General features: G+C 63.6%; 22 protein-coding genes. 21 read left to right on the top strand and 1 reads right to left on the bottom strand.

Going from position 1 to position 23,816, the window contains the following annotated elements; translation table 11 throughout:
* Positions 1–20: 20 nt before the first annotated feature.
* From JQ604_RS09175 to JQ604_RS09115, 13 genes are all read left to right on the top strand, one after another.
* The gene (locus JQ604_RS09175) at positions 21–902 is read left to right on the top strand and encodes a carbohydrate ABC transporter permease (protein ID WP_212355684.1); all 882 of its coding nucleotides are present in this window, start codon (positions 21–23) and stop codon (positions 900–902) included.
* On the top strand, positions 902–1,753 hold the full coding sequence (locus tag JQ604_RS09170) for a carbohydrate ABC transporter permease (protein WP_212355935.1): 852 nt from the start codon (positions 902–904) through the stop codon (positions 1,751–1,753). The genes JQ604_RS09175 and JQ604_RS09170 overlap by 1 nt, the downstream gene beginning before the upstream one ends.
* A gap of 64 nt (positions 1,754–1,817) precedes the next feature.
* On the top strand, positions 1,818–2,036 hold the full coding sequence (locus JQ604_RS41515) for a DUF2160 family membrane protein (protein WP_349631082.1): 219 nt from the start codon (positions 1,818–1,820) through the stop codon (positions 2,034–2,036).
* Positions 2,037–2,039: 3 nt separating this feature from the next.
* Positions 2,040–3,083 carry an NAD(P)-dependent alcohol dehydrogenase gene (locus JQ604_RS09160; protein ID WP_212355679.1) on the top strand — a complete coding sequence of 348 codons (1,044 nt, stop codon included), beginning with the start codon at positions 2,040–2,042 and terminating at the stop codon, positions 3,081–3,083.
* Between the two features lie 12 nt (positions 3,084–3,095).
* Entirely contained in the window at positions 3,096–4,157 is a 1,062-nt protein-coding gene (locus tag JQ604_RS09155; RefSeq protein ID WP_212355676.1) for an ABC transporter ATP-binding protein, read from the top strand.
* A 96-nt stretch (positions 4,158–4,253) separates the two neighbouring features.
* The gene (locus JQ604_RS09150; RefSeq protein WP_212355674.1) at positions 4,254–4,955 is read left to right on the top strand and encodes an HAD-IA family hydrolase; all 702 of its coding nucleotides are present in this window, start codon (positions 4,254–4,256) and stop codon (positions 4,953–4,955) included.
* 18 nt (positions 4,956–4,973) lie between these two features.
* Positions 4,974–5,978 carry a hypothetical protein gene (locus tag JQ604_RS09145; RefSeq protein ID WP_212355671.1) on the top strand — a complete coding sequence of 335 codons (1,005 nt, stop codon included), beginning with the start codon at positions 4,974–4,976 and terminating at the stop codon, positions 5,976–5,978.
* On the top strand, positions 5,978–7,000 hold the full coding sequence (locus JQ604_RS09140; RefSeq protein ID WP_249158142.1) for a carbohydrate kinase family protein: 1,023 nt from the start codon (positions 5,978–5,980) through the stop codon (positions 6,998–7,000). The genes JQ604_RS09145 and JQ604_RS09140 overlap by 1 nt, the downstream gene beginning before the upstream one ends.
* Before the next feature lie 105 nt (positions 7,001–7,105).
* The gene (locus JQ604_RS09135; protein WP_212355669.1) at positions 7,106–9,553 is read left to right on the top strand and encodes an arylsulfatase; all 2,448 of its coding nucleotides are present in this window, start codon (positions 7,106–7,108) and stop codon (positions 9,551–9,553) included.
* A gap of 21 nt (positions 9,554–9,574) precedes the next feature.
* A complete protein-coding gene (locus JQ604_RS09130) occupies positions 9,575–10,684 on the top strand; it encodes a formylglycine-generating enzyme family protein (RefSeq protein ID WP_249158141.1) in 1,110 nt (369 codons plus the stop codon).
* Between the two features lie 39 nt (positions 10,685–10,723).
* Positions 10,724–12,229: a DUF1254 domain-containing protein gene (locus JQ604_RS09125; RefSeq protein ID WP_212355667.1), complete on the top strand. Its 1,506-nt coding sequence runs from the start codon at positions 10,724–10,726 to the stop codon at positions 12,227–12,229.
* A 20-nt stretch (positions 12,230–12,249) separates the two neighbouring features.
* Positions 12,250–12,690 carry a hypothetical protein gene (locus JQ604_RS09120; RefSeq protein ID WP_212355665.1) on the top strand — a complete coding sequence of 147 codons (441 nt, stop codon included), beginning with the start codon at positions 12,250–12,252 and terminating at the stop codon, positions 12,688–12,690.
* A 462-nt stretch (positions 12,691–13,152) separates the two neighbouring features.
* Positions 13,153–13,449: a hypothetical protein gene (locus JQ604_RS09115; protein WP_212355663.1), complete on the top strand. Its 297-nt coding sequence runs from the start codon at positions 13,153–13,155 to the stop codon at positions 13,447–13,449.
* Here the strand turns inward: JQ604_RS09115 and JQ604_RS09110 are convergent.
* Positions 13,392–14,351, bottom strand: coding sequence for a helix-turn-helix domain-containing protein (locus JQ604_RS09110; protein ID WP_212355661.1), 960 nt, complete (start codon positions 14,349–14,351; stop codon positions 13,392–13,394). The two genes, JQ604_RS09115 and JQ604_RS09110, sit on opposite strands and share 58 nt — an antisense overlap.
* Positions 14,352–14,555: 204 nt before the next feature.
* Between JQ604_RS09110 and JQ604_RS09105 the strand changes: the two genes are divergently transcribed.
* The 8 genes from JQ604_RS09105 (at position 14,556) to JQ604_RS09070 (ending at position 23,812) form a co-directional block, all read left to right on the top strand.
* Positions 14,556–15,848: an ABC transporter substrate-binding protein gene (locus JQ604_RS09105; RefSeq protein ID WP_212355658.1), complete on the top strand. Its 1,293-nt coding sequence runs from the start codon at positions 14,556–14,558 to the stop codon at positions 15,846–15,848.
* Positions 15,849–15,861: 13 nt separating this feature from the next.
* The gene (locus JQ604_RS09100) at positions 15,862–16,599 is read left to right on the top strand and encodes an ABC transporter ATP-binding protein (RefSeq protein WP_212355656.1); all 738 of its coding nucleotides are present in this window, start codon (positions 15,862–15,864) and stop codon (positions 16,597–16,599) included.
* Positions 16,599–17,327: an ABC transporter ATP-binding protein gene (locus tag JQ604_RS09095; RefSeq protein ID WP_212355654.1), complete on the top strand. Its 729-nt coding sequence runs from the start codon at positions 16,599–16,601 to the stop codon at positions 17,325–17,327. The genes JQ604_RS09100 and JQ604_RS09095 overlap by 1 nt, the downstream gene beginning before the upstream one ends.
* The gene (locus JQ604_RS09090; protein ID WP_212355646.1) at positions 17,324–18,205 is read left to right on the top strand and encodes a branched-chain amino acid ABC transporter permease; all 882 of its coding nucleotides are present in this window, start codon (positions 17,324–17,326) and stop codon (positions 18,203–18,205) included. The genes JQ604_RS09095 and JQ604_RS09090 overlap by 4 nt, the downstream gene beginning before the upstream one ends.
* 4 nt (positions 18,206–18,209) lie before the next feature.
* Complete coding sequence (locus JQ604_RS09085; protein ID WP_212355643.1) at positions 18,210–19,859, top strand: branched-chain amino acid ABC transporter permease; 1,650 nt, start codon at positions 18,210–18,212, stop codon at positions 19,857–19,859.
* Positions 19,860–19,895: 36 nt separating this feature from the next.
* Entirely contained in the window at positions 19,896–22,214 is a 2,319-nt protein-coding gene (locus JQ604_RS09080; protein ID WP_212355640.1) for a LamG domain-containing protein, read from the top strand.
* 267 nt (positions 22,215–22,481) lie between these two features.
* Positions 22,482–22,652 (top strand): hypothetical protein, encoded by a 171-nt coding sequence (locus tag JQ604_RS09075; RefSeq protein ID WP_433996232.1) that lies wholly within the window; start codon positions 22,482–22,484, stop codon positions 22,650–22,652.
* Positions 22,653–22,774: 122 nt separating this feature from the next.
* On the top strand, positions 22,775–23,812 hold the full coding sequence (locus JQ604_RS09070; protein WP_212355637.1) for a putative FMN-dependent luciferase-like monooxygenase: 1,038 nt from the start codon (positions 22,775–22,777) through the stop codon (positions 23,810–23,812).
* Positions 23,813–23,816 lie beyond the last annotated feature (4 nt).

Here is a 23,816-nt window from a genome sequence, read left to right as displayed (position 1 = left end):
ACCTCGACCGGCCCGTTCCGATGCGATCACCGATCACAGGCTGGCTCCTCCTCGCGCCGACACTTGTCATTCTTCTGGTGTTCGGGCTGGGGCCGTTCATCTACGTTCTGGTCGTTGGATTCACCAACTGGAACAGTTTTGCAGCCGACCCGACGGCGCATTTCGCCGGCGTGCAGAACTTTCGTCGCCTCGTGTTCGACGATGCCTTTCTGCACTCGCTGTGGCTGACCTTCGGCTTCACTTTCTTTGCCGTGCTCAGCGAGATCGTGCTCGGCTATCTGCTCGCTCAACTCCTGATGCGGGATATTCCGTTCAAGGGCTTCTTCCGGACCATTCACACGCTGCCGCTGATGGTCGCGCCGATCGCGGTGGGCGCCACGTGGCGGCTTCTCACCGTTCCCGGGCTCGGGCCCTTGCCATACTATCTCGATCGATGGTTCGGCTTCGATCTCAGAATCGGAAGCTTCGCCGACCAGGCGTTCGCGGCCACCGTCATCATGGACGTCTGGCACTGGACGCCGCTCGTCACCCTGACCCTGCTCGCGGCGATCTCCTCGCTGCCGAAGGAGCCGTTCGAGCAGGCGCAGATCGACGGCGCAAGCCGGCTGCAGGTGTTTTGGTACATCACCCTTCCGCTGCTGAAGCCGGCGATCCTGGCCACGGTCTTCATCCGGGTGATGGATGCGCTGCGCACCGTCGACGAGGTCTGGATGCTGACCGGTGGCGGTCCGGCCGCGGCGACCCGTTACGTCGGTCTGCACATCTGGCGAGTGGTCTTTCCGAAGACCGACTACGGCTATGGCGCAGCGATGTCGCTTCTCACCCTCTATGTGACGATCCTGCTCTGCTGGCTCATGTATGTGGCCCTGGTGGCGCGGCGCGAACTTCCGAGGTCCGAATGATGCGACGTTTTCCCTACAAGCCCGGAGGCGGCTGGCTCACTTTCGTCTTCTGGATTGTCGCGAGCCTGATCACGCTGTTTCCGATCTACTGGATGTTCGTGGTTTCGGCGAAGAGTCGGGTCGAGCTGTTCGGCGCACCGAACTTCATCATCCGCAGCTTCTTCGTGGAGAATTATACGGCGACGCTGACCAATCCGACGTTCCAGCGCTACATGGTCAACTCGATCATCATCTCGACGGCGAATGCGCTGCTCGTCACCACGCTGGCGCTGTTTGCCACCTATGCGCTGTCGCGCTACCGGCTGGTCGGCAAGGAGAACATCTTCTTCTGGACCATCACCAACCGCATGGCGCCGCCAGCGGTTTTTCTGCTGCCGCTGTTCCTGCTGTTCACCCAGACCTTCACGATCGGCTCGTTCAGCCTGTATGACACCCGCATCGGGCTCGTCTTGCTCTACTGCGTTTTCAATCTGCCGTTTGCGATCTGGACGTTGCGCGGGATCATCGATGCGATCCCGAAAGAACTCGACGAAGCGGCGATGGTCGACGGCTGCAACACCTGGCAGGTGCTGACCGGAGTGATCCTCCCGCTGGCGCGGCCGGGCCTTGCGGTGACCGCCATCCTCACCTGGGTGTTCGCCTGGAACGAATATCTGTTCGCGGCGACGCTGACCAGCGTCAACGCCCGCACCATCACGACCGGCCTTGCCGAGTTCGTCACCGTGACCGGCACCAATTGGGGACAGATGGCGGCGACGGCCTCCCTGACGCTGGTGCCGGCGCTCGTCTTCCTCGGCCTGGTTCAACGGCATATTGTTGCCGGCCTGACCTTCGGCGCAGTGAAGGAATGAGCCGATGACCGATGCAGCCGCCAAGCCAAATCTCCAGCCAAATCCCGAGGCGCCGATCGATATCATTGAGGCCGACGAGGAAGCCCTTGCAGCGGCGCAGCAACCGGAGCGCACCGGCTTCCTGCCGATCCAGACCAATCTGTTCGACAGGTTCTTCATCAGCATCGTGGTGTGGATCGCGCTGGCGCTGTTCTGGATGCGCTTCCTGGAAGCGAGCCTGCCGCTCTGGATCGCAAACGTGATCGCTCTCGTCGTGGCGATCCTCATTATCCGAAAGGGCTGACCGATGAAATCGCTCGTTCTGGAAGAAAAGCACAAGCTCTCGCTCAGGGACTTTCCGATTGAAAGGGAAGAGGCGATGGGCCCGCGCGACGTGCGCGTCAAGCTGCACACGGTGGGCATTTGCGGCTCCGACGTGCACTATTTCACGCATGGACAGATCGGCCCGTTCAAGGTCGAGCGGCCGATGATCCTGGGTCACGAGGCCTCCGGCACGGTGATCGAGGTCGGCTCGCAGGTTACGGCCCTCAAGGTCGGCGACCGCGTCTGCATGGAGCCCGGCATTCCGGATCCGAACAGCCGCGCCACGCGCCTTGGCATGTACAACATCGATCCGGCCGTCCGCTTCTGGGCGACGCCGCCGGTCCACGGGATCCTGCGCCCGACCGTCGTCCATCCAGAGGCCTTCACCTTCAAGCTGCCGGACAACGTCTCCTTTGCACAAGCCGCAATGGTCGAGCCGTTGGCGGTGGGCGTGCATGCCGCGACAAAAGCGCAAGTGAGGCCGGGGGATTTTGCGTTCGTGATGGGCGCCGGGCCGATCGGACTCGTCACAGCGCTTGCCGCGCTTGCGGCCGGATGCGCGCGCGTCTTCGTGTCCGATATCGACGACGCCAAGCTCGAGATCGCGGCGAGTCTCGGTCCGATCACGCCGATCAACGTCACCAAACAGGACGCGGCCAAGGTGATCCTCGCGGCCACCGATGGCTGGGGCGTCGAGATCGTGTTCGAGGCGGCCGGCAGTCCCAAGGCGGCCGCGACCATCTTCGAACCCTTGTGCCCCGGCGGCCGGGTGGTGCTGATCGGTGGCCAGTCGCAGCCGATCGCCTATGACGCAGGCGCGGCCATGGTGCGCGAGGCGAGGGTGGAGAATATCTTCCGCTATGCCCACGTCTTCCCGCGCTGCGTCGCCATGCTGTCGTCAGGGGCGATCGACGTGAAACCGCTGATCACCCGCACATTCGCATTCGACGACAGCGTCCGCGCGTTCGAAATCGCGGCCTCTGCGCCGAAAGGCGAAGTGAAGATGCAGATCGCAATGCCGCAGTAGGGAGCACCGACATTGGCCGGGGTGAAAGTCAGGAACGTCATCAAGCGATACGGCACGATCCAGGTGATGCACGGCGTCAGCGTCGACATCGACGACGGCGAATTCGTCGTGCTCGTCGGCCCTTCCGGCTGCGGCAAGTCCACTTTGCTCAGGATGATCGCCGGACTTGAAGTCGTCAGCGCGGGCGAGATCAGCATCGGCGGGCGCGTCGTCAACGATCTCCTGCCCAAGGACCGTGACATTGCCATGGTGTTCCAGAGCTATGCGCTCTATCCGCACCGCACAGTCGCGGAGAACATGGGTTTCTCCCTGAAGGTCAGAAAGATCCCGAAGGCCGACATCGACGCCAAGGTCAGGAAGGCGGCGGAGATCCTCGACCTGTCTCCGCTCCTCGATCGCTATCCCAAGCAGTTGTCGGGCGGCCAGCGTCAGCGCGTCGCCATGGGCCGCGCGATCGTCCGCGATCCCCAGGTCTTCCTGTTTGACGAGCCGCTCTCCAACCTCGACGCGAAGCTGCGCGTCGCCATGCGGGTCGAGATCAAGGAACTGCATCAGCGGCTGAAGACCACGGTCGTCTACGTGACCCACGATCAGATCGAGGCCATGACCATGGCCGACAAGATCGTCGTGATGCGCGACGGTCGGGTCGAGCAGATCGGAGCGCCGCTGGATCTGTACGACAATCCAAAAAATGTCTTCGTCGCAGGCTTCATTGGCTCGCCCGCCATGAACTTCATCAAGGGCCGCATCTCCAAGAGCAATGGCGGCCAGACGTTCATGTCCGACGGCGGCTCGATCCTGCCGATGCGTCCGTTGAACATGGAGGATGGGCAGCCGGCGATCTATGGCATCCGTCCCGAGCACATCTCGATCGGCGAGGGTGGATTGCCGGTCCGGGTGTCGGTGCTCGAGCCCACCGGTGCGGAGACCCAGATCTTCGCGAAAGCGGACGAGGATCTGATCGACGCCGTGATCAAGGAAAGACTCTCTCTAAAACCTGGTGACGAAGTTCCATTCCTGATCGACCCTGCGAACGCCCACATCTTCGATCGGAAGACCTCACAGAGAATATAGGGCATCATGCGGATTGCCGAAGCTTGGTCCTTCTCTGAGCCTTGTGCGTACAATGACTGTCAGGAAGCGGCACGAATGTGCCGTACGCGAGGCCAAATGAACGAGACGCTGCAGCCGCTGTTTCCCCAACGTCGCTTCAGGGCCATTCTGTTCGACATGGACGGCACCATGCTGAGCTCGATCGCGGCCACCGAGCGGGTATGGAGCGCATGGGCGCGCAGACATGGCCTTGACGTGGAGGCCTTTCTTCCCACCATCCACGGCATGCGTCCGATCGAGACGATGCAGCGGCTCGGCCTGCCTGGGCTGGATCTGGCAGCGGAGATTGGCGCCGTGGAGCGCGGCGAACTCGAGGACATCGATGGCATCCAGGCGATTGCGGGGATCGTTGCTTTTCTCGACCGGATTCCCGCCGACCGCTGGGGCATCGTGACCTCGGCCTCAAGGGAGCTTGCGACGCGTCGACTGGCTGCGGCAGGTCTGCCGGTTCCGGCTCTGTTGGTGTGCAGCCACGACGTCCGGGTTGGCAAGCCTGCGCCGGATGGATTCCTGCTCGCGGCAGAAAGGCTCGGCCAACCGATCGAGACCTGCCTGGTGTTCGAGGATTCCGCCGCCGGCATCCAGGCCGCAGAGGCGGCAGGTGCCGCCGTCGTGGTCATCAACGCGACACATCGCCATCCCATGGAGACGCCTCATCCCAGCATTGCGGGCTTTGAGACGTTGCGGGTAAAGCCGGGCGCTGCGGGCGAACTCGACATCCTTGTCGCGGCTGCGAGCGACCAGGTGATCAACCCATAAGAAAAGGAAGAACGATCCATGTCCGAGAAGTCACTGGACCGCAAACTTGCTCGAATCCGCGCGGGGCAATATCTGCCGGTCGATTTCATCATCGCGGATGCCAAGGACGGCGACATGGGCTTCGGTGCAGGCGCGCCGGGGCCGGTCTACGATCGAGACAATCAGCCGACGGATCGCATGCGCCCTGTCGCTGACTATCGCGCCGGCATGCGGGAGATCGTTGGCTCCGGTCTCGTCGACATCATGTTGACGTCGGTTTCTTCGGCGGAAATGCTGCACGCGAATGGCTGCTACACCGATACGCCGGTGACGCCGGCCGTGCGGCTGAACGACACCACCGACATCTGGAGCCTGCGCGGCGGCGCCTACAGAACGGCGCAAGCCCGGCCGTTTCGGACGGCCCGTATCAAGCACGCGCGCGCAGCCGCGGATCTCGGGCTCTACTCCGTCACCTTCTACAACGACGTCGATCGGGATGTCGCCACGCTCGAAGCCTATGCCGCTTTTCGCGAGGACGCTGAAGCGGGCGGAATGCGCCACTTTCTTGAGGTCTTCAATCCCGCCTTTCCGATCGATACGGGTGGCGTCGATCCCGGTTTCTACGTGAACGATGCGATCGTCCGTGCGCTCGCCGGTGTGGCCTCGCCCGAACGGCCTCTGTTCCTGAAGATGAGCTACAACGGGCCGCGCGCAATGGAAGAGCTCGCGTCGTTCGATCCCCAGAACCTCGTCGTCGGCATTCTGGGCGGTGCGGCGGGCACCACGCGCGACACGATGGAGCTCATCGCACAGGCGGAGCGCTACGGCGCGCGGGTTGCGCTGTTCGGCCGCAAGATCTGGTATGCCGAATCGCCGATCGAAATCGTTCGCCTGATGCGGCGGGTCGTCGAGCGCGAGGCCTCGCCGGGCGAGGCGGTGCGGCTCTATCACGACGTCCTCGCAAAGGCCGGAATTCGCGCCAGGCGACCGCTTGAACAGGACAGCGAAGTCACCGATCCCATTCTCAAGGGTGGAGCAGGCTGATGGCGGCGCGGAAGGGCGTGCTGACGGCCGGCACCTGGTGCTGCGATCACAACAAGCTCGTCGACCATTGGCCGTCGGAGGATGGTCTGGCCGTGATCATTTCGGAGGAGCGTCGCGGCGGCGGGTCGGCCTGCAACATGGCGATCGATCTCAAGAAACTGGATTCCGATTTCCTGGTCGAGACCATCGGCATCGTCGGCGACGACGACGACGGGCAGTTGCTGCTTTCTGAAGCCGATGCCCACGGCATCGAACGTGGTCGCCTGCGCGTGGCCTCCGGCATGCGAACAAGCTACACGGACTCCTTCTCGTCACGCGCGACGGGGCGGCGCACGCACCTGTTTTTTGCCGGTGCCGGCGATCTGCTGAACCCCGATCTCTTCGACTTCTCGGGCACCAGGGCGTCCCATCTCCATCTTGGTCTTCCAGGAATCCATCCCGGCATGGACGCGCCCTTTGCCGCTGAAGACAACGGCTGGGTGGCCGTCCTGAAGAAGGCGCGGGCCGCTGGTCTCCGCACCAACATGGAACTCGTCTCCGCCGCGCCTGACACGATTTCCCGCCTTATCCGGCCATGCCTGCCGCTGCTCGACTTCCTCATCATCAACGACGTGGAGGTCGGTGCGCTTGCGGGAATGGCAACGGAGAGCGAGGGCAGGACAAACCTTGCTGCCTGCCGCCAGGCGGCGCGCAAGGTGATGGATGCCGGAGCGATGGAGCTCCTTGTCGTCCATTTTCCCCTCGGCGCGATCGCACTTACCCGCTCCGGTGAGATGCTTTCGAAGCCGTCGGTTCGTGTACCGGCCGGCGAGATTGCCGGTGCAAACGGGGCCGGCGATGCCTTTGCTGCAGGCATGCTCTATGCCGTCCTGGAAGGCTGGACGCTCGCCGATGCGCTGACGCTCGCCCACGCCGCAGCTGCCGCTTCACTGCGCCGGGTTGGCACGACGGACGGCGTGCTGCACTGGCGGGAGTGCCTGGCGCTTGCCGAGCGCTGGGGCTGGCGCCAGGACGTCGGTTAAGAATGGACCTTGGGTGCGATTTCGTGCGTTGTTGATCTAAATCAAACCATTGCCCTCCCACCGCTGCAGCACTTGCAATCTGGCAGTCACGAGGGAGTGCTCGTCATGGGAATCCCGCGCAGCGCACTGGCAGTCGCCGCTATTGTGACCTTCGGTTCAGCTCCGCTCGCAGCCCAACAGGTGGCGGGCACTCCGGGCTCGCCTGGCGCCACCACCACCATCACCGGCACGCAGCTGCCGCCGCCGCCATCGAAATTCGGTGGGGTGGTCAAGGAAAAGGCCTCGGAGTCGACGCCGTGGTGGGCGCCACGCGTGGTGCCACCGAAGGGGGCGCCCAACGTGCTGCTCATCATGACGGATGATCAGGGCTTTGGCGCGCCCAGCACCTTCGGCGGCGTCATCCCGACGCCATCGATGGACCGCATCGCCAGCGCCGGCGTGCGATACACCAATTTCCATTCGACATCGCTGTGTTCGCCGACGCGGGCGGCGCTGATCACGGGGCGCAACCATCACTCGGTCGGTTACGGCGTCGTGGGCGAGATCGCGACCGGCTACCCCGGCTACGACTCCATCATTCCGATCGAGAAGGGCACCATCGGCACGATCCTCAAGGAGAACGGCTACGCGACATCGTGGTTCGGCAAGAACCACAACACGCCGTCCTATCAATCGAGCCAGGCCGGCCCGTTCCATCAGTGGCCGAACGGCATGGGCTTTGAGTATTTCTACGGGTTCGTCGGAGGTGACGCGAGCCAGTGGCAACCGAACCTGTTCCGCAACACGACGGCGATCTATCCGTTCCTCGACAATCCCGGCTGGAATCTGGAAACCGCGATGGCGGACGAAGCCATCCAGTACATCAAGCAGCTCAAGGAGGTCGCGCCGGGCAAGCCATGGCTCGTCTACTATGTGCCTGGTGCCACTCACGCACCACATCACCCGACGCCGGAGTGGATCAAGAAGATCAGCGACATGCACCTCTTCGACGACGGCTGGAACAAGGTGCGCGAGAAGATCTTCGCCAACCAGAAGCGGCTGGGGATCATGCCGGAGAACGCGAGCCTGACACCCTGGCCGAAGGGACTGCCGGAGTGGGATTCGCTGAGCCTCGACGAGAAGAAGCTCTTCATCAAGCAAGCGGACATCTACGGCGCGTATCTCGCTTACGCCGATCACGAGATCGGACGGGTGATCCAGGCCGTGGACGACCTTGGCCAGCTCGACAACACGCTCATCATCTACATCGGCGGAGACAACGGCGCGAGCGCCGAGGGCATGGTCAACGGCACACCGAATGAATTCACGACCTTCAACGGCGTGCCCGTGCCGGTGAAGGACCAGTTTCTCTGGTATCCGTTCTGGGGATCGGAACGGACGTTCCCGCATTTCGCTGCCGGCTGGGCATGGGCGATGGATACGCCGTTCAAATGGGTCAAGCAGGTGCCCTCGCATTTCGGCGGGACGGCCCAGGGCGTGGTGATGTCGTGGCCCGGCCGTATCAATGATCCCGGCGGCATCCGCCGTCAATTCCATCATGTCATCGACATCGTGCCGACGATTCTGGAGGCGGCCGGTATCGCGCAGCCCGACATGGTCAACGGCATCAAGCAGGATCCCATCGAGGGCGTGAGCATGGCGTATACGTGGGACAAGGCGGCTGCGAATGCGCCTTCGAGCCACAAGACGCAATATTTCGAGATGCTCGGCAACCGCGCCATCTACAACGATGGTTGGGTGGCGGCGACAACGCCGGCAACCCTGCCGTGGGAGTTGAGCACCGCGACGCCGCCCGATGTGATCACCGGCTACAACTGGGAGCTCTACAACGTCAAGGAGGATCCGACGCAATCTGCCGACCTTGCGGCAAGGATGCCGGACAAGCTCAAGCAGATGCAGGATCTCTTCTACGCAGAAGCAAAGCAGTACAACGTGCTGCCGCTCGACAATTCGACGCTTGCACGCTGGAATACGCCACGTCCGAGTCTGACAGCGGGACGAACTGTCTTCACTTACTCGGGCGAACTGATCGGCACTCCGGCAAGCGCCGCACCGAGCATCCTGAACAAGAGCTACGCCATTGTCGCCGAAGTCGACATCCCCTCCGGCGGAGCGGAGGGTATGATCGTCACCCATGGCGGACGTTTCGGCGGCTACGGCCTGTTCCTGAGCAAGGGCGAGTTCGGGGCAGGCCGGGGCAAGGTGGTGTTTCTCTACAACCTGCTCGATCTCAAGCGGACGATCTGGGAGGGGCCCGAACTCGAACCGGGAAAGCACACCATCGTCTTCGACTACAAGCCTGATGGTCCGGGCCTCGGCAAGGGCGGCACCGGCGTGCTGTCGGTCGACGGCAAACAAGTGGCCCGGAATTCGATGGAGCATTCCATCCCGATCACGCTTCCCGAGGATGAGACCTTCGACGTCGGCCAGGACACGCGCACGGGCGTCGCACTGGTGGAGCATCGCTACGATCCTCCGTTCAGGTTCACCGGCAAGATCGGCAAGCTGACCTTCAAGCTCGAGCCGGAGCCGGAAACACAGGGCAAGAACTAGCACGGGAAAGGCGCACGCCAATTGGCTGCGCTGTTCCCGCACCCGGTAGAACAAGGAGCAGGAGGGCTGACTATGGCTCTGGCCCGTCGAACGCCGCTCATCCTGACGGTCGCGAGCGCCGTGCTTGCCGGCGCGATGCTCGCCGCGTTCGCAACCGGCGCCGGACAAAACCTGCAATCAGGAGCGGAGATCGGAAGCTGCGCAGCCTATCCGGGGCTTCCCGCCGAGGAAGGCGAGACCGCGGGAATGCTGTTCATTCCGGCGGGCACTTTCAGGATGGGGTCGGACCGTCATCAACCGGAGGAACGGTTCAGGCATGTCGCGCAGGTCGATGGCTTCTGGATCGATCGCCATGAGGTCACGAACGCGCAGTTCCGCAAGTTCGTCGAGGCGACCGGTTATGTGACGTTGGCAGAGCGTCCGGTTGATCCAAAGGACCATCCTGATTGGCCGCAGGACATGGTTGCTCCGGGCGCCGTCGTGTTTGTGCCGCCGAAAGAGGCGAGGGGCAGCGACGGCCGATGGTGGCAATACGTCGCCGGTGCAAACTGGCGCGTGCCCCGCGGCCCCGGCAGTTCGATCGCGGGGAGGGAAAACCACCCCGTCGTTCATATCGCTTACGACGATGCACTCGCCTATGCGCAGTGGCTCGGCCGCAGCCTGCCTACGGAAGCGCAATGGGAGTTCGCGGCGCGGGGTGGACGCGACAGCGAAGACGACTGGAGCAGCGCCTTCGATCCCGAAGGCAAACCGGTCGCGAATGTCTGGCAAGGCATCTTTCCGGTGCTGAACACCACTGAGGATGGCTATGCCGAAACCGCGCCGGTGGGGTGCTTTCCGCCAAATGGGTACGGCCTCTACGACATGATCGGCAACGTCTGGGAATGGACCGGCGATTGGTACAGGCCGGGACACTCGAAAGAGATGGCAAGCAATCCAAAAGGTCCCGAGCTGATCAGCTTGCGCGTGGCTCCCGGCCAAGCGGCGAGCCGCGTCATCAAGGGTGGCTCCTATCTGTGCTCCATGAACTATTGCTCCCGTTACCGGCCCGCCGCCAGGCAGCCGCAGGAACTCGATCTCGCGGCCGCGCATCTGGGTTTTCGCACCGTGCTCAACAAGACAGGTCCCTGACAGCTGACGATCTCATCGCATGAGGGCAAGGAGGGAGCCATGAACAACGCAGGCCGGGGGACGAATTCGATCAGTCTGCGGCGCCGTGACGTGGGTCTGGGCGCGCTGGCGCTGGGCGCCGTTGCCGCGTTGCCGGAATCAAGCAAAGCGCAAAGCCGGTCGGAAAGGCTGGAGCAACTTCTCAAAGACGGGTTCGGCGATTTAGCGAGCCTGAAAAGTGATGTGAAAGAAGAAGTGGCCTACCTGCTTGGCATGGAGTGCTACGTTTTCGGCTTCCCGCTGGTGTTGATGGACGTGACCAACGGCGTGCTCAACGCGACGTCGAAATCCGGCGAATACAAGGCGCCCGTCAACCAGTTCGGCCGGATCAGGACCTATGTCAGCCCGGACTTCAAGGACGTGGTGCGCATCAGCGTCAACTCGCTGTGGTCATGGGCCGTCCTTGATCTCGAGAAGGAGCCGCTTGTCGCGTCGCATCCCGATACCAAAGGGCGCTACATCGTCATGCAGCTGATGAACATGTGGACCGACGACTTCGCTTCGCTTGGCAGTCGCACCACCGGCACGGGCGCCGGCCATTTCCTTGTCGCAGGGCCGCAATGGAACGGCACCGCGCCGCCGGACATCAAGGACGTCTACCGATCCTCCACACGCTTTGCCTGGCTGCTGGTGCAAATATCGGCCGCAGGCCCGCAGGATTTTCCGGAGATCAACGCGCTGCAGGACAAGCTGCAGCTCACGCCGCTGAGCGCCTGGGGAAAACCGTATACGCCGCCCGGCGATGTCCCGATCGATCCCGCCGTGGATCTCACGGCGACGCCCTATGACCAGGTACGCCTGATGACGGGAGAAACGTTCTTCAAGCGTCTGGCACTGCTGATGAAGGACAATCCGCCCTATCCGGCCGACACGGCGGCGCTCGAAAAGCTCAGGAAGTTCGGCATCGAACCGGGCAAGGATTTTGACACCACTCAGCTCGATCCCGCCATCGTCAGGGGCCTGAACCGGGCGCCGGGAGAGGTGTGGCTGAAGTTCCAGACCGCGCCGTACGACATGAAGGGAGTCAACGGCTGGCTGAACGTCCTCAATCTCGGGAGATACGGCACCGACTACAACACCCGTGCCCTGATCGCCTGGCTCGGGCTCGGGGCGCTGACATCGGATGATGCGGTCTATCCTTGCGCGTTCGTCGACGGTGACGGGAAGGTGCTGGAGGGCGCCGGCAAGTACGTCCTGCATTTCGACAAGGGAGAGCTGCCGCCCTCGGCTGTTGGAGTCTGGTCGGTCTCGCCCTATCGCGAGAACTTCTACGTGCGAAACGCCATCAACCGCTACGGTGTCCTCTCGGGAATGCCACTGACGTACAATGCGGATGGATCGCTCGACATCTACATCCAGAACAGGACGCCCGGTGCCGACAGGGAGGCAAATTGGCTTCCGTGCCCGCCAAGCCTTCCGTTCAACCTGACGATCCGATCGTACCAGCCGAGCAAGCCGCTGCTCGACGGCAGTTACAAGATCCCGCCCGTCAAGCGGGTGGGCTGAGCATGTCGGCGGAGTCCGAAATGCTTGCGACATCCGGGCCGGTTTATCCCGGTGCAGCGAAATGGGCTGTTCTCACAGCTTCGGTCGAGGCGGCTGCGACCGGGCTCGTTCTGCTCGTGCGGCCATCGCTGTTCGCATGGCTTGTGTTCGGAGCGGAATTTTCCGAGGCAGGCCTCGCGCTGGGCCGACTGACTGCGTTTGCCCTGTTCGCCTTGTCGATTGCCACCTGGCCGTCCGACACGTCGGTCGGCCTCGCATCATCTTGTCGCACGCTGCTGATCTACAATGTGATGGCGACAGTCTATCTCAGCTATCTGGGAATCGGCGGTCAGTTGAGCGGCATCCTGCTGTGGCCAGCCGTCGCGCTGCACGGGGTCTTCTCGGTCCTCCTCGGTCGCGTCTGGCTTGCCATGAAAGGATTTCAGAAAGGTGAGGGATCGTCCTGGAAGAGTCGAAGCTAATTTGGTGCGAGTTCACACGGCCGCGGTTTATGCAGCAACCCAAACAGGATTGTGTCATGAAACATAGCAAGCGATCGTCCAACACCGTTTCTCGGCTACTCACAACGGCTCTCGCTTTGCTTTCCGTGGTCGCCGGCACCGCATCTGTCGGTGCGCGCGACCGAGACCTCATCCTCGCAGCAACTCCAACGGTCAAGCAATGCGCGAACGCCTGTCGCGCGCGTTATCGCAGCTGCCTGTCCCTGAAACAAATACCGCCCTCCGAGTGTCGAGGCGTCTATCAGGACTGCAACCGCTTCACTTGCAATGCAGGACAGGGATGACGTTGTGTCGAGCGTCGCAGTCGATCTGTAAGCGCAAGCGCTTGCGATTGCGATGGATCAAGCCGATCCGCCTCGGCTTCCTCCCTGATTGCGACAGGGAAAAGGGGCGTTTGGGCATGCTGCTTCAAGGAGGCAGGCCATGGTGCAACAGGTATTGGTTGGCATTGCCGAAAGCGTAAGCATCGAGAGCCGCGACAACGTTAGCGAAGCGCAGTCGACTTTCGATGGCCTGTTGAGAGCCTATTTTGCAAGGCTTCCGATCGGAGAGATGGTGCGAGACCGGTGCGGGTGCGCGCCTCGTGGTCAGCGGGCCCTGTCCGATATGGAGCGGATGGACCAAAGTTGGGACTATGAGGCGCTGAAGCGCACCAATGACGGCTATTCGCCTGCAGGCGGCAGCGTCCTGCGCGGCGGGATACCGAACCGTTTCTTGTAGTTGACCGAGAAGTGCGACTGGCTGGCGAAGCCGCAGCGATAGGCGACCTCGCCGAGATTGATGGTGCCGCGCTGGCCGCTCGCGAGAATCATCAGATGCGCCTGCTGCAGCCGTTCCTCCTGCAGCACCTGTCCGAACGTCGTGCCCTGATACTGGAAGATCTTGTGCAGGTAGCGCAGCGAGATGCGGTGCTCGGCCGCCGCGCGTTCCGGCGTCAGCGCGTGATCGGCGAGGTTGCGGCGGATATAGGCGCTGATCCGGTTGAACAGCGAAGTGCCGAGCGTTTCGCGGATCAGCGCGCTGTTGTCGCGCTGGTCGCGGCATTCGATCATCAGGCACAGCATGTCGATGATGCAGTCCTCGATCCGCGCGCTGTGCTCGGAGGGCTGCATCTTCAGCACCTGCTCGCCGAGCGTGGTGATCGCCGGCACCAAGAGCGGATTGGTGAAGTCTGCGGTGGCGCAGAGATCGTCGATCCCGGCGACGCGCGCGGCGAGGCGCTCGCGGTCGATCTTGATCGTGATGTTCTCGGACGCATCGGGTACGTCGATCACATAGGCCTCGGCCGCATTGACCAGGAACACGCTGCCCGGCAGCACCAGCCCCTCGCGGCCGCGCTGCTGGAAGCGCATGGCGTGGCGGGTCGGAAACAGGAAGACGAAGTCCTCGGTCTTGTCGGCCTTGGCCGCTTCCTTGCGCCGGATCACGCGCTGGGCGTCGGCGCGGAAATTGGAGACGCCCATGATGTCCGATTGCCAGTCGATCAGCTCGCCGCGCAAGCGATCGCTATGCGTGGACTGGATATCCAGCCGGTAATAGACCTCGGCCATGGCCTGCCGCCAGGCCTCGATGCTGTGCTGTCCGTCGATTCCGGCCGTCGAATATGAGTTGCTCTGCGTCATGGCGCTTTGGCTCAAAGGTTCGTTTTGCGGAAACGCGATCCCATTCCCATTCAAGAACCGTACCAGCGTCACCGTCGCCCCCCAAGGCTTCGGTGCACTCTGGAAGAAAACACAGTGCGCCCGCCGAAAAGACGGGCACGCCGTTCCCGACCTAGCCTCATTCCGCATCGCAACCGTCACGGCAGCAGGCAGAGGGGCTTCTAGATGACCACGACATTTACGCGCAGGCGAGTCCTGAAAGCAGTGCCGGCGGCCGCTGCCGCGGCGACGCTGCCGGCGCCCTTCATCTCCGGTGCCGCGCGGGCGGCAGGCGATCCCATCCTGATCGGTGTGCCCACAGCCCAAACCGCGCAGGCCGGCGTCGCCGACCACCAAGACTATCTCAACGGCACGACGCTCGCCATCGAGGAGATCAACGCGGCCGGCGGCGTGCTGGGACGTCCGCTGAAGACCGTCGTGGTCGACATCGATCCGCTGTCGCCGGAGAGCGGGCAGGTCGCGATCAACAAGCTGATCGACGCCAAGGTGCACGCGATGTCCTGCGCCTTCGTGTTCACGCCGGTGCCGGTCGCTGACGTCTCGGCGCGCTACAAGGCGCCGTTCCTGTGGGGCCTGACCCAGCGCAATTTCACCGACATCCTCGCGAAGAACCCCGAGGAATACGGCCACATCTTCCAGACCGATCCGTCGGAAGTGCATTACGGCTACACCTTCCCCGTGTTCCTGAAGGCGATGCGCGACCAGGGGATCTGGAAGCCGATCAACAACGGCGTCCACATCGTGCAGGAGCAGATCGCCTACAACCAGACCATCTCGAAAGCGCTGCAATCCGCATTGCCGAAGAGCGAGTTCAAGCTCGCAGGCATCACCGACATCCAGTATCCGGTGCAGGACTGGGGCTCGGTGATCCAGGAGATCAAGAAGATCGGCGCCGGCGCCGTGATGATCGATCACTGGGTCGCCGCCGAATACGCCGCCTTCGTCAAGCAGTTCGGCGCCGATCCGCTCAAGGGCGCGCTGGTCTATCTGCAATACGGTCCCTCGCAGCCGGAATTCCTGGAGCTGTCGGGACCGGCCGCCGAAGGCTTCGTCTGGAGCACCGTGCTCGGCGTCTACGCCGACGACAAGGGCAAGGAATTCCGCGCCAAGTACAAGAAGCGTTTCCCCGGCATCATGGGCCTTTGCTACACCGGCAACGGCTACGACGTGACCTACTACCTGAAGGCCGCATGGGAAGCGGTCGGCGATCCCTCCAAGTTCAAGGAGGTCTGCGACTTCGTGCGCAAGACGCCGTATCGCGGCGTTTGCGGCTACATGAGCATGAACAATTCGCTGCAGGAATGCGCGCATTATCCCGACACGGGGGATGCGATCGGCGCCAAGGAGCTGGAGCAGGGCATGGCGCAGCTGTTCTTCCAGGTGCAGAACGCCGAGCACAAGATCATCTATCCCGACGTGCTGAAGGAGAGTGCCTTGCGCAAGGCGCCGTGGTGGTGAGCGGCGCCATACCATGCCGTCCGCTCCACTGTTTGCCTGCTCCGACATCACGCTCGATCTCGGCGGCCGTTCGATCCTGCACGGCATCTCGCTGTCGGTTGAGCCGGGCGAGGTGCTCGGCATCATCGGCCCGAACGGCGCCGGCAAGACCAGCCTGTTCGAGGTGCTGTCGGGGCGGATGCCGCCGAAGTCAGGCACGGTGCATTACGAGGGAAAGGACATCACCGCGCTGCCGCTGCACCAGCGCGCGCGGCTCGGCATCGGCCGCACCTATCAGACGCCGGTCGTGCCCGAGGGCATGACCGTTGGCCAGGTCCTCAAGGCCGCGCGGCAGGCCTACCGGCCGTATCTGACGCCTGACGATTCCGAATGGGGCGCCGGTCTCGTCGCCTTCCACTTGCCGGGCCTGACCATGGCGGACCAGCTCGAAACGCTGAACCGGCGCAAGCTGCTGATGACATGTCTGCTGATGCGCCGGCCAAAAATCCTGCTGATGGATGAGCCGGCCGCCGGCCTGATCAATTCGGAGATCGACGAGTTTGACGAGATCATGCGCGTGCTGGCCAAGGAGCTGAACATTGCGATCGTCCTGATCGAGCATCGCATGGAGCTGCTCGACACCATGGCCGATCGCGTCATGGTGCTCGACGCCGGCGAGATGATCGCGCAGGGCCGCCTCGATCAGATACTGGTCGATCCCCGCGTCAAGGCCGCCTATTTCGAGTTCGAGGGCGCCGAGGGCGTCCACTGATGAGCGATGTTGCGAGGAATGCCGTGCTCGACGTCCGCGGCCTGTCCGCCGGCTGGGGTCCGTTGCGGGTGATCCACGACCTCGACCTCACCGTGTTCCCGGGCGAGCGCATCGGTCTCGTCGGCCTTAACGGCCACGGCAAGTCGACGCTGTTCCAGGCGATCGCCGGTCTCACCGGCTGGCAGCGCGGCTCGATCCTGCTCAACGGCTTCGAGGTCGGCCGCACCCGCAGCCAGGGGCCGGGGCGCTACACCCACCAGATCGTCCGCCGCGGACTGGCGCTGATCCCGCAGGGCGACGAGATATTTCATGGTCTCACCGTGGAAGAGCATCTCGACAGCGGCGCCTACACCAGGCGCGCCTGGAAGGAGCGTGCCACGCGCAAGCAAAGAATCCTGCAGATCTTTCCGCCGCTCACCAAGCTGATGGCAATTCCCGTCGGCCGTCTCTCCGGCGGCGAGCGGCGCATGGTCGCGATCGGCCGCGGCTTGATGGCGGATGCCGATCTTTTCCTCGTCGACGAGCCGTCGCTGGGCCTGGCGCCGAAGATCGGCAAATCCGTGGTCGATGCGCTGATGGCGGTCGAGCTCGGCTCGTCGGCCATGGTGATCGCCGAGCAGAATCTCGGTCTGCTCGAGGGTAGGGTGGACCGCATCATCGGCATGCATGCCGGCAAATTGAAGGGCGAAGCCTCGGCCTCGAAGAGCCTGATGGGAGGCCACCGTTGAACTGGAGTTTCGTTCTCTCCAACGCCATCACGCTCGCCTGCATCTACGGCACGCTCGCGATCGGCATTTCCCTGACCTGGTCGAGCCTCGGCCTGGTCAACATGGCGTTCGGCTTCATCTTCGCGCTCTCCGGCTACGGTGCCTGGCTCGCCAGCCTCAACATCAGCGCGCAGCCCGCGGTGGTGATGGCGGCCGGCATCCTCACCGGTGCGCTCGGCGGGCTGATCGTCTGCCTGCTCGCCTTCATCCCGATCCACGACAAGCCGAACTTTCCCTTGCGCGCGCTGATCGCAACGCTCGCGATCAGCCTGATCGGCAACCAGGCCCTGCTCTGGTATTTCGGCCCGCGCGCGAAATCTTTGCCAAAGCTGTTTGGCAACTGGAATGCCGACATCTTTGGCGTCATCGTCACGTCCGACAAACTCGGCGCCTCCGTCTCCGCGATCGTTCTGCTGACGCTGATCCTGCTCTGGATGCGCTCCAGTCGCCGTGGGCTGGAGATCCGCGCCATGATGATGAACCCGCATGCCGCCTCCATCGTCGGCATCGGCGTCCGTCGCACCGGCTTCTACGTGATGGCCCTGACCGGCTCGCTGGCTGGCCTGGCTTCCGTGCTGCTGGCGCAAACCTATTACGTCGCGCCCTTCAGCGGCATCACGCCGATGGTGAAGGGCTTAAGCATCGCGCTGGTCGGTGGCCTCGGCAGCGTGCCCGGCGCCGTGATCGGCGCTGTGATCATCGGCCTCAACGAAGCGCTGACCTCGACCCTGCTTGGCGGCCAGTATGTGCTGATCACCCAGTTCCTGCTGATCATCCTGGTGCTGCTGGTCCGTCCGCGCGGCATCGCAGGCCTGCTCGACAAGGCACGAGAGGCGTGACGCGATGACCGACACCGCCCAACCCACCTGGATCGATCCGACCGATTGCCACTATCCGGAAGCGCCGGCGCGCGAGGCCGCGACTAATCCGCATCTGTCGCACCAGGTCACCTGGAACGAGACGCGCGCCTTCAAGCCGCGCCTGTATCCCGTCGGCCGGCTGCGCTACTACTACAAATGGCCCGGCCATGGCGGGGCGCTGTGGTGGCGCACGCGCTACTGGCCGACGCGTCGGCGCGTGCTGCAGATCCGCGGCGAATACAATCCGAAGACCAAGCGTCGCGAGAAGACCATCGTCGACAAGCGGCCGATCTGGTGGACGCTCGCCTTCATCGCCATGATCCTCGCTCCCGCCGTCGTTCCCAGCGCCGGCTGGAACACGGTGATGAGCGCAGCCGCCGTGTTCGGAATCTATTCGGCGATCAATCTGTGCTGGATGCTGATCATCGGCACGGCGAGCATCTACTCGCTGGCGAGCTATGCCGTGGTCGGCGCCGCCGCCTACGGCACCACTTATCTGGCGATCCAGCTCGGTCTGCCCTGGTGGATGCTGCCGCTGATCGGCGCGTTGATCGGGCTCGCCTTCGGCCTGATCATCGGTCTGCCGGCGATGCGGCTCGACGGCTTCTACTACGCGCTGCTGACGCTCGGCGTGGTCGAGCTCTGCCGGGTCTATGTCGTGCAATCGCGTGAGTTCGGCTCCGCAACCGGCGGGCTCTACGGCGCGCCGAGCTATCTGCCGGCGAGCCTCGGCCAGATGCCGCGGCTGCTGTTCAGCTACTACGCGGCGCTGGCGCTGATGGTGTTCGCGCTGGTCGTCTACCGCTTCATCGACGGCAAGCGGCTCGGCCGCGTGCTGCGCATGGCGCCGGAGAAGCGCGAGGCGTTTGCGCAGGCCTGCGGCGTTGATTTCGTCCGCGCCCGCATCATGGTGTTCCTGATTTCCTCGACCGCGCTCGGCTTCATCGGCGGCTTCTATGCCTGCCATTTCGGCGGCGCGTCGCCCAATTTGTTCTCCTTCGACACCGTGCTGCTGTCGCTCGCGATGCTGGTGATCGGCGGCATCGGGCGCTCCGAAGGCGCCGTCGCTGGCACCGCCATCGTGGTGTTCATCGACCGCGTGCTGATCGATCTCGGCCCGCTGCGCTACATGCTGATTGGCGCGATCATGCTCGGCGTCGTGCTGTTCCTGCGCGAGGGCCTGTTCGGCATCAAGCGCCAGTTCCGGACCTGGCGCGACAAGAAGAAGAGCGAGCGGCGAGCCACCCGCGCGGAGAAAGGCGGAGAGATGTTACCGGAAGAAGCCACCGAGACCGAAGACAAAGACCAGATCTATTTCCGCCGCTTCGACAAGATGCAGCGCGATTTCCTCAAGCGCCTCGTCACCGATGCCGTGATCGAGGAGCACCGCAGCCGTCCGCTCGGCCAGCACAGCGAGGCGCTGGAGCGGCTCCTGATCTATTTCCGCAGGCAGGGCCAGGTCGACAAATACGCGATCATGGTGCTGGAGGAATTCAGGGCCTACCGCATCGTCGCGCTGTCCGGCCATCGCGGCACCGCGCCGCGCGTGGTCGAGGACCGCAACTACGCCACGTCAGATGAGGCCTACCACGCGCTGTTCCTGCGCCGCGTGCAGGACCTGCTCGAAAGCTAGATCGTCAATTTCATTCTGCGAGACCCGTAACCGACCATGGCCGAGCAAAAAATCTTTGGGTATGCCGACAAGATCTCGGTCAAGCCCGGCGACGACATCGGATTCTATGTGCATGCCGACGGTACCACGGCCGTCGAGGCGCAACTGGTGCGCCTGATCCATGGCGACGCGCATCCCGCCGGTCCCGGCTATCGCGAGCAGGAAATCGAATGCGACCTGAACGGCAGTTGGACCGTTCGCAAGCAATACACCCAGGTCGGCTCGTTCCTGACGGTCGCCGATCCCGACGGACGCCTCGCGCTCGACGGCAGCTTCACGCTCGCGACCTTCGTCTATCCGAACGCGCCCGGCCACGGCAAACGCCAGTGCCTGATGGGCCGCTGGGACGCGTTCGGCAATCGCGGCTATGGGCTGTGGCTCAATCCGGATGGACTGCTCGAGTTCGGCTATGGCGACGGCAGCGAGGTCGACTATCTCGACGGCGAGGTGCCGCTGTTGAAGAGCAACTGGTACTTCGTCGCCGCGACCTTCGACGCCACGACCGGCGTCGCCACGCTCTATCAGGAAGGCGTCGCCAACCGCTATAACAGCCTGCTCAGCAAGGTCGCCAATGTCGATTTCCGCTCCCATGTGCGCGAGACGCTGCGCTTCCGCCCGGTCAATCCGCCTGATGTTCCCTTCATCCTCGCCGGCGCGCAGGATTTCCATTCGCTGCGCGGTCAATTCGTCACGCAATGCCTGAACGGCAAGCTCGATCGCCCCGCGGTGTTCGACCGTGTGTTGACGCGGCAGGAGCTCGATCAGTTCCGCAGCACCGGAACGGCACCGGCAAGCGGGCAAATGGCGTTCTGGGACACGACGCTCGGCTACACCGACAAGGGCATCGGCGATCGCGTGATCGACACCGGACCATACAATCTTGATGCCGAGGGCTATAACCGCCCGGTGCGCGGCCAGACCGGCTTCAACTGGAATGGCTGGGACGACTGCTATCGCCTCGCGCCCCAGCAGTATGGCGGCATCGAATTCCACGACGATGCGATCATCGACTGCAAATGGGAGCTGACGAAGCGGCTGAAGGTGCCGCCCTTGCGCAGCGGCGCCTACGCCTATCGGCTGCGCGTCGGCGACGGCAAGGGCCTGCGCGAGGAATACATCGTGTTCTTCGTCCGCCCGCAGCGGCCGACCGCGCCGATCCTGTTCCTGGTGCCGACCGGCAGCTACCTCGCTTACGCCAACGAGCATCTGAGCTTCGACGCCGAGATCATGCAGCCGTTGGCCGGGCAATCGCCGATCGTCTCGCAGCACGATATCGAGCTGTACGAGACCGCCGAGTTTGGCCTCTCGCTCTACGATCATCACGGCGACGGGGCAGGGGTCTGCTACTCGACCTACCGCCGGCCGATCCTCAACATGCGGCCGAAGGCACGGATGTCGTCGATGGGCGTGACCTGGCAGTTTCCAGCCGACCTCTCGATCATCGCCTGGCTCGAACATGTCGGCCATGCCTATGACGTCGTCACCGAGGAGGATCTGCACCGCGAGGGCGAGGCGCTGCTCAAGCCGTATCGCGTCGTGCTCAGCGGCACCCATCCGGAATACATTTCCGAGGCGATCCTGAACGCGACCGAGGACTACATCGCCGGCGGCGGCCGCTTCATCTATCTCGGCGGCAACGGCTACTACTGGAACGTCGGCTACCACCGCGACGATCCCTGGTGCATGGAGGTCCGCAAGCTCAATTCCGGCATGCGGGCCTGGCAGGCGCGTCCCGGCGAATATTATCTCGCCACCACCGGGCAGAAGAGCGGGCTGTGGAAGGATCTCGGACGCCCGCCGCAAAAGGTGCTCGGCGTCGGCTTCATCTCGGAAGGATTCGACTCCTCGCGTCCGTTCCGCCGGATGCCCGACAGCTGGCATCGTCGTGCCGACTGGATATTCAAGGGAATCGAAGGCGAGATCATCGGCGACTTCGGCCTCGCCCACGGCGCGGCCGGCGGACTGGAGATCGACCGCTACGACCTCGCGCTCGGCACGCCGCCGCATTCATTGATTGTCGCCTCGTCGGGCGGGCACAGCGACAACTACCAGACCGTGGTCGAGGAGATCCTCTATCCCTATCCCGGACTGTCCGGCTCGCATGATTACCGCGTGCGCGCCGACATGGTCTACTTCACCGCCCCGAACAATGGCGCCGTGTTCTCGACCGGCTCGATCGCCTTCAGCCAGTCGCTGCCCTACAACAATTTCGACAACAACGTCTCGCGACTCCTGGACAACATCGTCACCGCGTTCAGTCGGGAAGGCCGGCTGCCGGGCTGGGCCTGGACGGCCGAGGAGAAGCAATGGCGGTAGGCTGCGTCAGCCGTTGAGGCGTTACTGGTGCCGTGGCCGCGCCGGGCTCTCATTGCGACAAGGCCGCCGCTCAGCCGTGTGATCCAAGCAGGAAAATCTGCAATCGCCGATCATGATGGGCTGGCGGAGCCACCCCACCCGGTTCCATCTCTTTTCATCGTCGCGGCAAGATCTATGTTCCGCTGCTGCAGCAATTTTGAATTTCCATTTCATTGATTTCACCGGCGATGCGGGCGATACGACGACCTCAATTCCTCGGAGAATGACATGTCATCTCGTCCCGTCCTGCTCCTCGCACCCTTGCTTGCCGCCTGGTCGGCTGATGCCTCGGCTGAGACGATCAAGATCGAAATCACGCCGGGACCGCATGCCCGGATACTCGAAGCCGTGAAGCCGATCGCAGCGACGGGCCGGCTCGACCTTCTGCCGAACTGGTAGGCAGTCTGCCCAGCCGCGCTCGGGGCTATTCCGGCGGGCAGCCTTGCGCAATGCCCGCTTGTCCTTGGCAGCGGCAACCGACATCATCGGGCGGAGGCAATTCTCGCCCCGACCGGAGTCCTATGAAACGTCTTGCAAACCTGAAACGGCTGGGGTTCTTCACGCGGCTGCTCGACGAGGCGCCACCCGCCGACCGCTACCGCTTCGCGGCCGAGCAGATCGTCCGTGCGGAGAAGGCCGGCCTCGATTCGGCGTGGATCGCGCAGCACCATTTCCATGAGCGCGAGGGCGGCCTGCCGTCGCCCTTCGCCTTTCTCGGCTACGTCGCCGCACAGACCTCGCGCATTCGCCTCGGCACCGGGATCGTCACGCTCCCATTGGAGAGCGCGGTGAGGGTGGCGGAGGACGCCGCCGTGCTCGATCTGCTTTGCAAAGGGCGGTTCGAACTCGGCGTCGGCACCGGCGGCAATCCGACGGCCTTTGCCGCCTTCGGCCTCGACAGCACCCAGCGCAACGAGATCTTTGCCCGCAATCTCGACATCGTCCGCAGGGCCCTGGTCGGCAAGCCGCTCGACGGGGGTGACACGCTCTATCCGCAGCGGCCGGAATTGGACAGGCGCATCTGGCAGGCGACATTCTCGGTCGCGGGCGGTGCCCGCGCCGGCAAGGCGGGCGATGGCCTCCTGTTGTCGCGCACCCAGCCGCGGACCAAAGAGGCGCCGAAGGCGACCCTTGCCGAGATCCAGAATCCGATCATCGATGCTTATCTCGCAGCGCTGCCGTCGGGATGCGAGCCGCGCATCATGGCCTCACGCAGTGTCTTCGTCGCCGACGATCATCGCGAGGCGATGCGCCTCGCAGACATCGGATTGCGCCGCGCGCTGCCGCAATTTATGAAGGGCGGTCACCTTCCTCCGGGCGACACGCTGGAGGAGATGATCGAGGCCTTCGACACCCATGTCGGCGCGGCCGACGAGGTCATCGCCTCGCTCCGCACCGACGCCACGCTGGAGCGGGTGACTGATCTCGTCTTCCAGGCGCATTCGGTCGATGCCCCGCATCCTCATATCTTGCGCTCGATCGAGCTCGTCGCGGCCAAGGTCGCGCCGGCGCTGGGCTGGGTCCGAACGGCGGCGGCTGACGTCGCGCTGGCGGGCTAGTCGC

It is taken from the genome of Bradyrhizobium jicamae (assembly GCF_018130695.1).
Lineage (GTDB): Bacteria > Pseudomonadota > Alphaproteobacteria > Rhizobiales > Xanthobacteraceae > Bradyrhizobium > Bradyrhizobium jicamae_B.
This window is presented reverse-complemented; position numbering and strand designations above follow the sequence as displayed.

Coding starts and splice junctions, on each gene's coding strand:
- JQ604_RS09175 (WP_212355684.1), top strand. CDS start 21: ATGCGATCACCGATCACAGGCTGGCTCCTCCTCGCGCCGACACTTGTC.
- JQ604_RS09170 (WP_212355935.1), top strand. CDS start 902: ATGCGACGTTTTCCCTACAAGCCCGGAGGCGGCTGGCTCACTTTCGTC.
- JQ604_RS09160 (WP_212355679.1), top strand. CDS start 2,040: ATGAAATCGCTCGTTCTGGAAGAAAAGCACAAGCTCTCGCTCAGGGAC.
- JQ604_RS09150 (WP_212355674.1), top strand. CDS start 4,254: ATGAACGAGACGCTGCAGCCGCTGTTTCCCCAACGTCGCTTCAGGGCC.
- JQ604_RS09145 (WP_212355671.1), top strand. CDS start 4,974: ATGTCCGAGAAGTCACTGGACCGCAAACTTGCTCGAATCCGCGCGGGG.
- JQ604_RS09140 (WP_249158142.1), top strand. CDS start 5,978: ATGGCGGCGCGGAAGGGCGTGCTGACGGCCGGCACCTGGTGCTGCGAT.
- JQ604_RS09135 (WP_212355669.1), top strand. CDS start 7,106: ATGGGAATCCCGCGCAGCGCACTGGCAGTCGCCGCTATTGTGACCTTC.
- JQ604_RS09125 (WP_212355667.1), top strand. CDS start 10,724: ATGAACAACGCAGGCCGGGGGACGAATTCGATCAGTCTGCGGCGCCGT.
- JQ604_RS09120 (WP_212355665.1), top strand. CDS start 12,250: ATGCTTGCGACATCCGGGCCGGTTTATCCCGGTGCAGCGAAATGGGCT.
- JQ604_RS09115 (WP_212355663.1), top strand. CDS start 13,153: ATGGTGCAACAGGTATTGGTTGGCATTGCCGAAAGCGTAAGCATCGAG.
- JQ604_RS09110 (WP_212355661.1), bottom strand. CDS start 14,351: ATGACGCAGAGCAACTCATATTCGACGGCCGGAATCGACGGACAGCAC.
- JQ604_RS09105 (WP_212355658.1), top strand. CDS start 14,556: ATGACCACGACATTTACGCGCAGGCGAGTCCTGAAAGCAGTGCCGGCG.
- JQ604_RS09100 (WP_212355656.1), top strand. CDS start 15,862: ATGCCGTCCGCTCCACTGTTTGCCTGCTCCGACATCACGCTCGATCTC.
- JQ604_RS09095 (WP_212355654.1), top strand. CDS start 16,599: ATGAGCGATGTTGCGAGGAATGCCGTGCTCGACGTCCGCGGCCTGTCC.
- JQ604_RS09085 (WP_212355643.1), top strand. CDS start 18,210: ATGACCGACACCGCCCAACCCACCTGGATCGATCCGACCGATTGCCAC.
- JQ604_RS09080 (WP_212355640.1), top strand. CDS start 19,896: ATGGCCGAGCAAAAAATCTTTGGGTATGCCGACAAGATCTCGGTCAAG.
- JQ604_RS09075 (WP_433996232.1), top strand. CDS start 22,482: ATGTCATCTCGTCCCGTCCTGCTCCTCGCACCCTTGCTTGCCGCCTGG.
- JQ604_RS09070 (WP_212355637.1), top strand. CDS start 22,775: ATGAAACGTCTTGCAAACCTGAAACGGCTGGGGTTCTTCACGCGGCTG.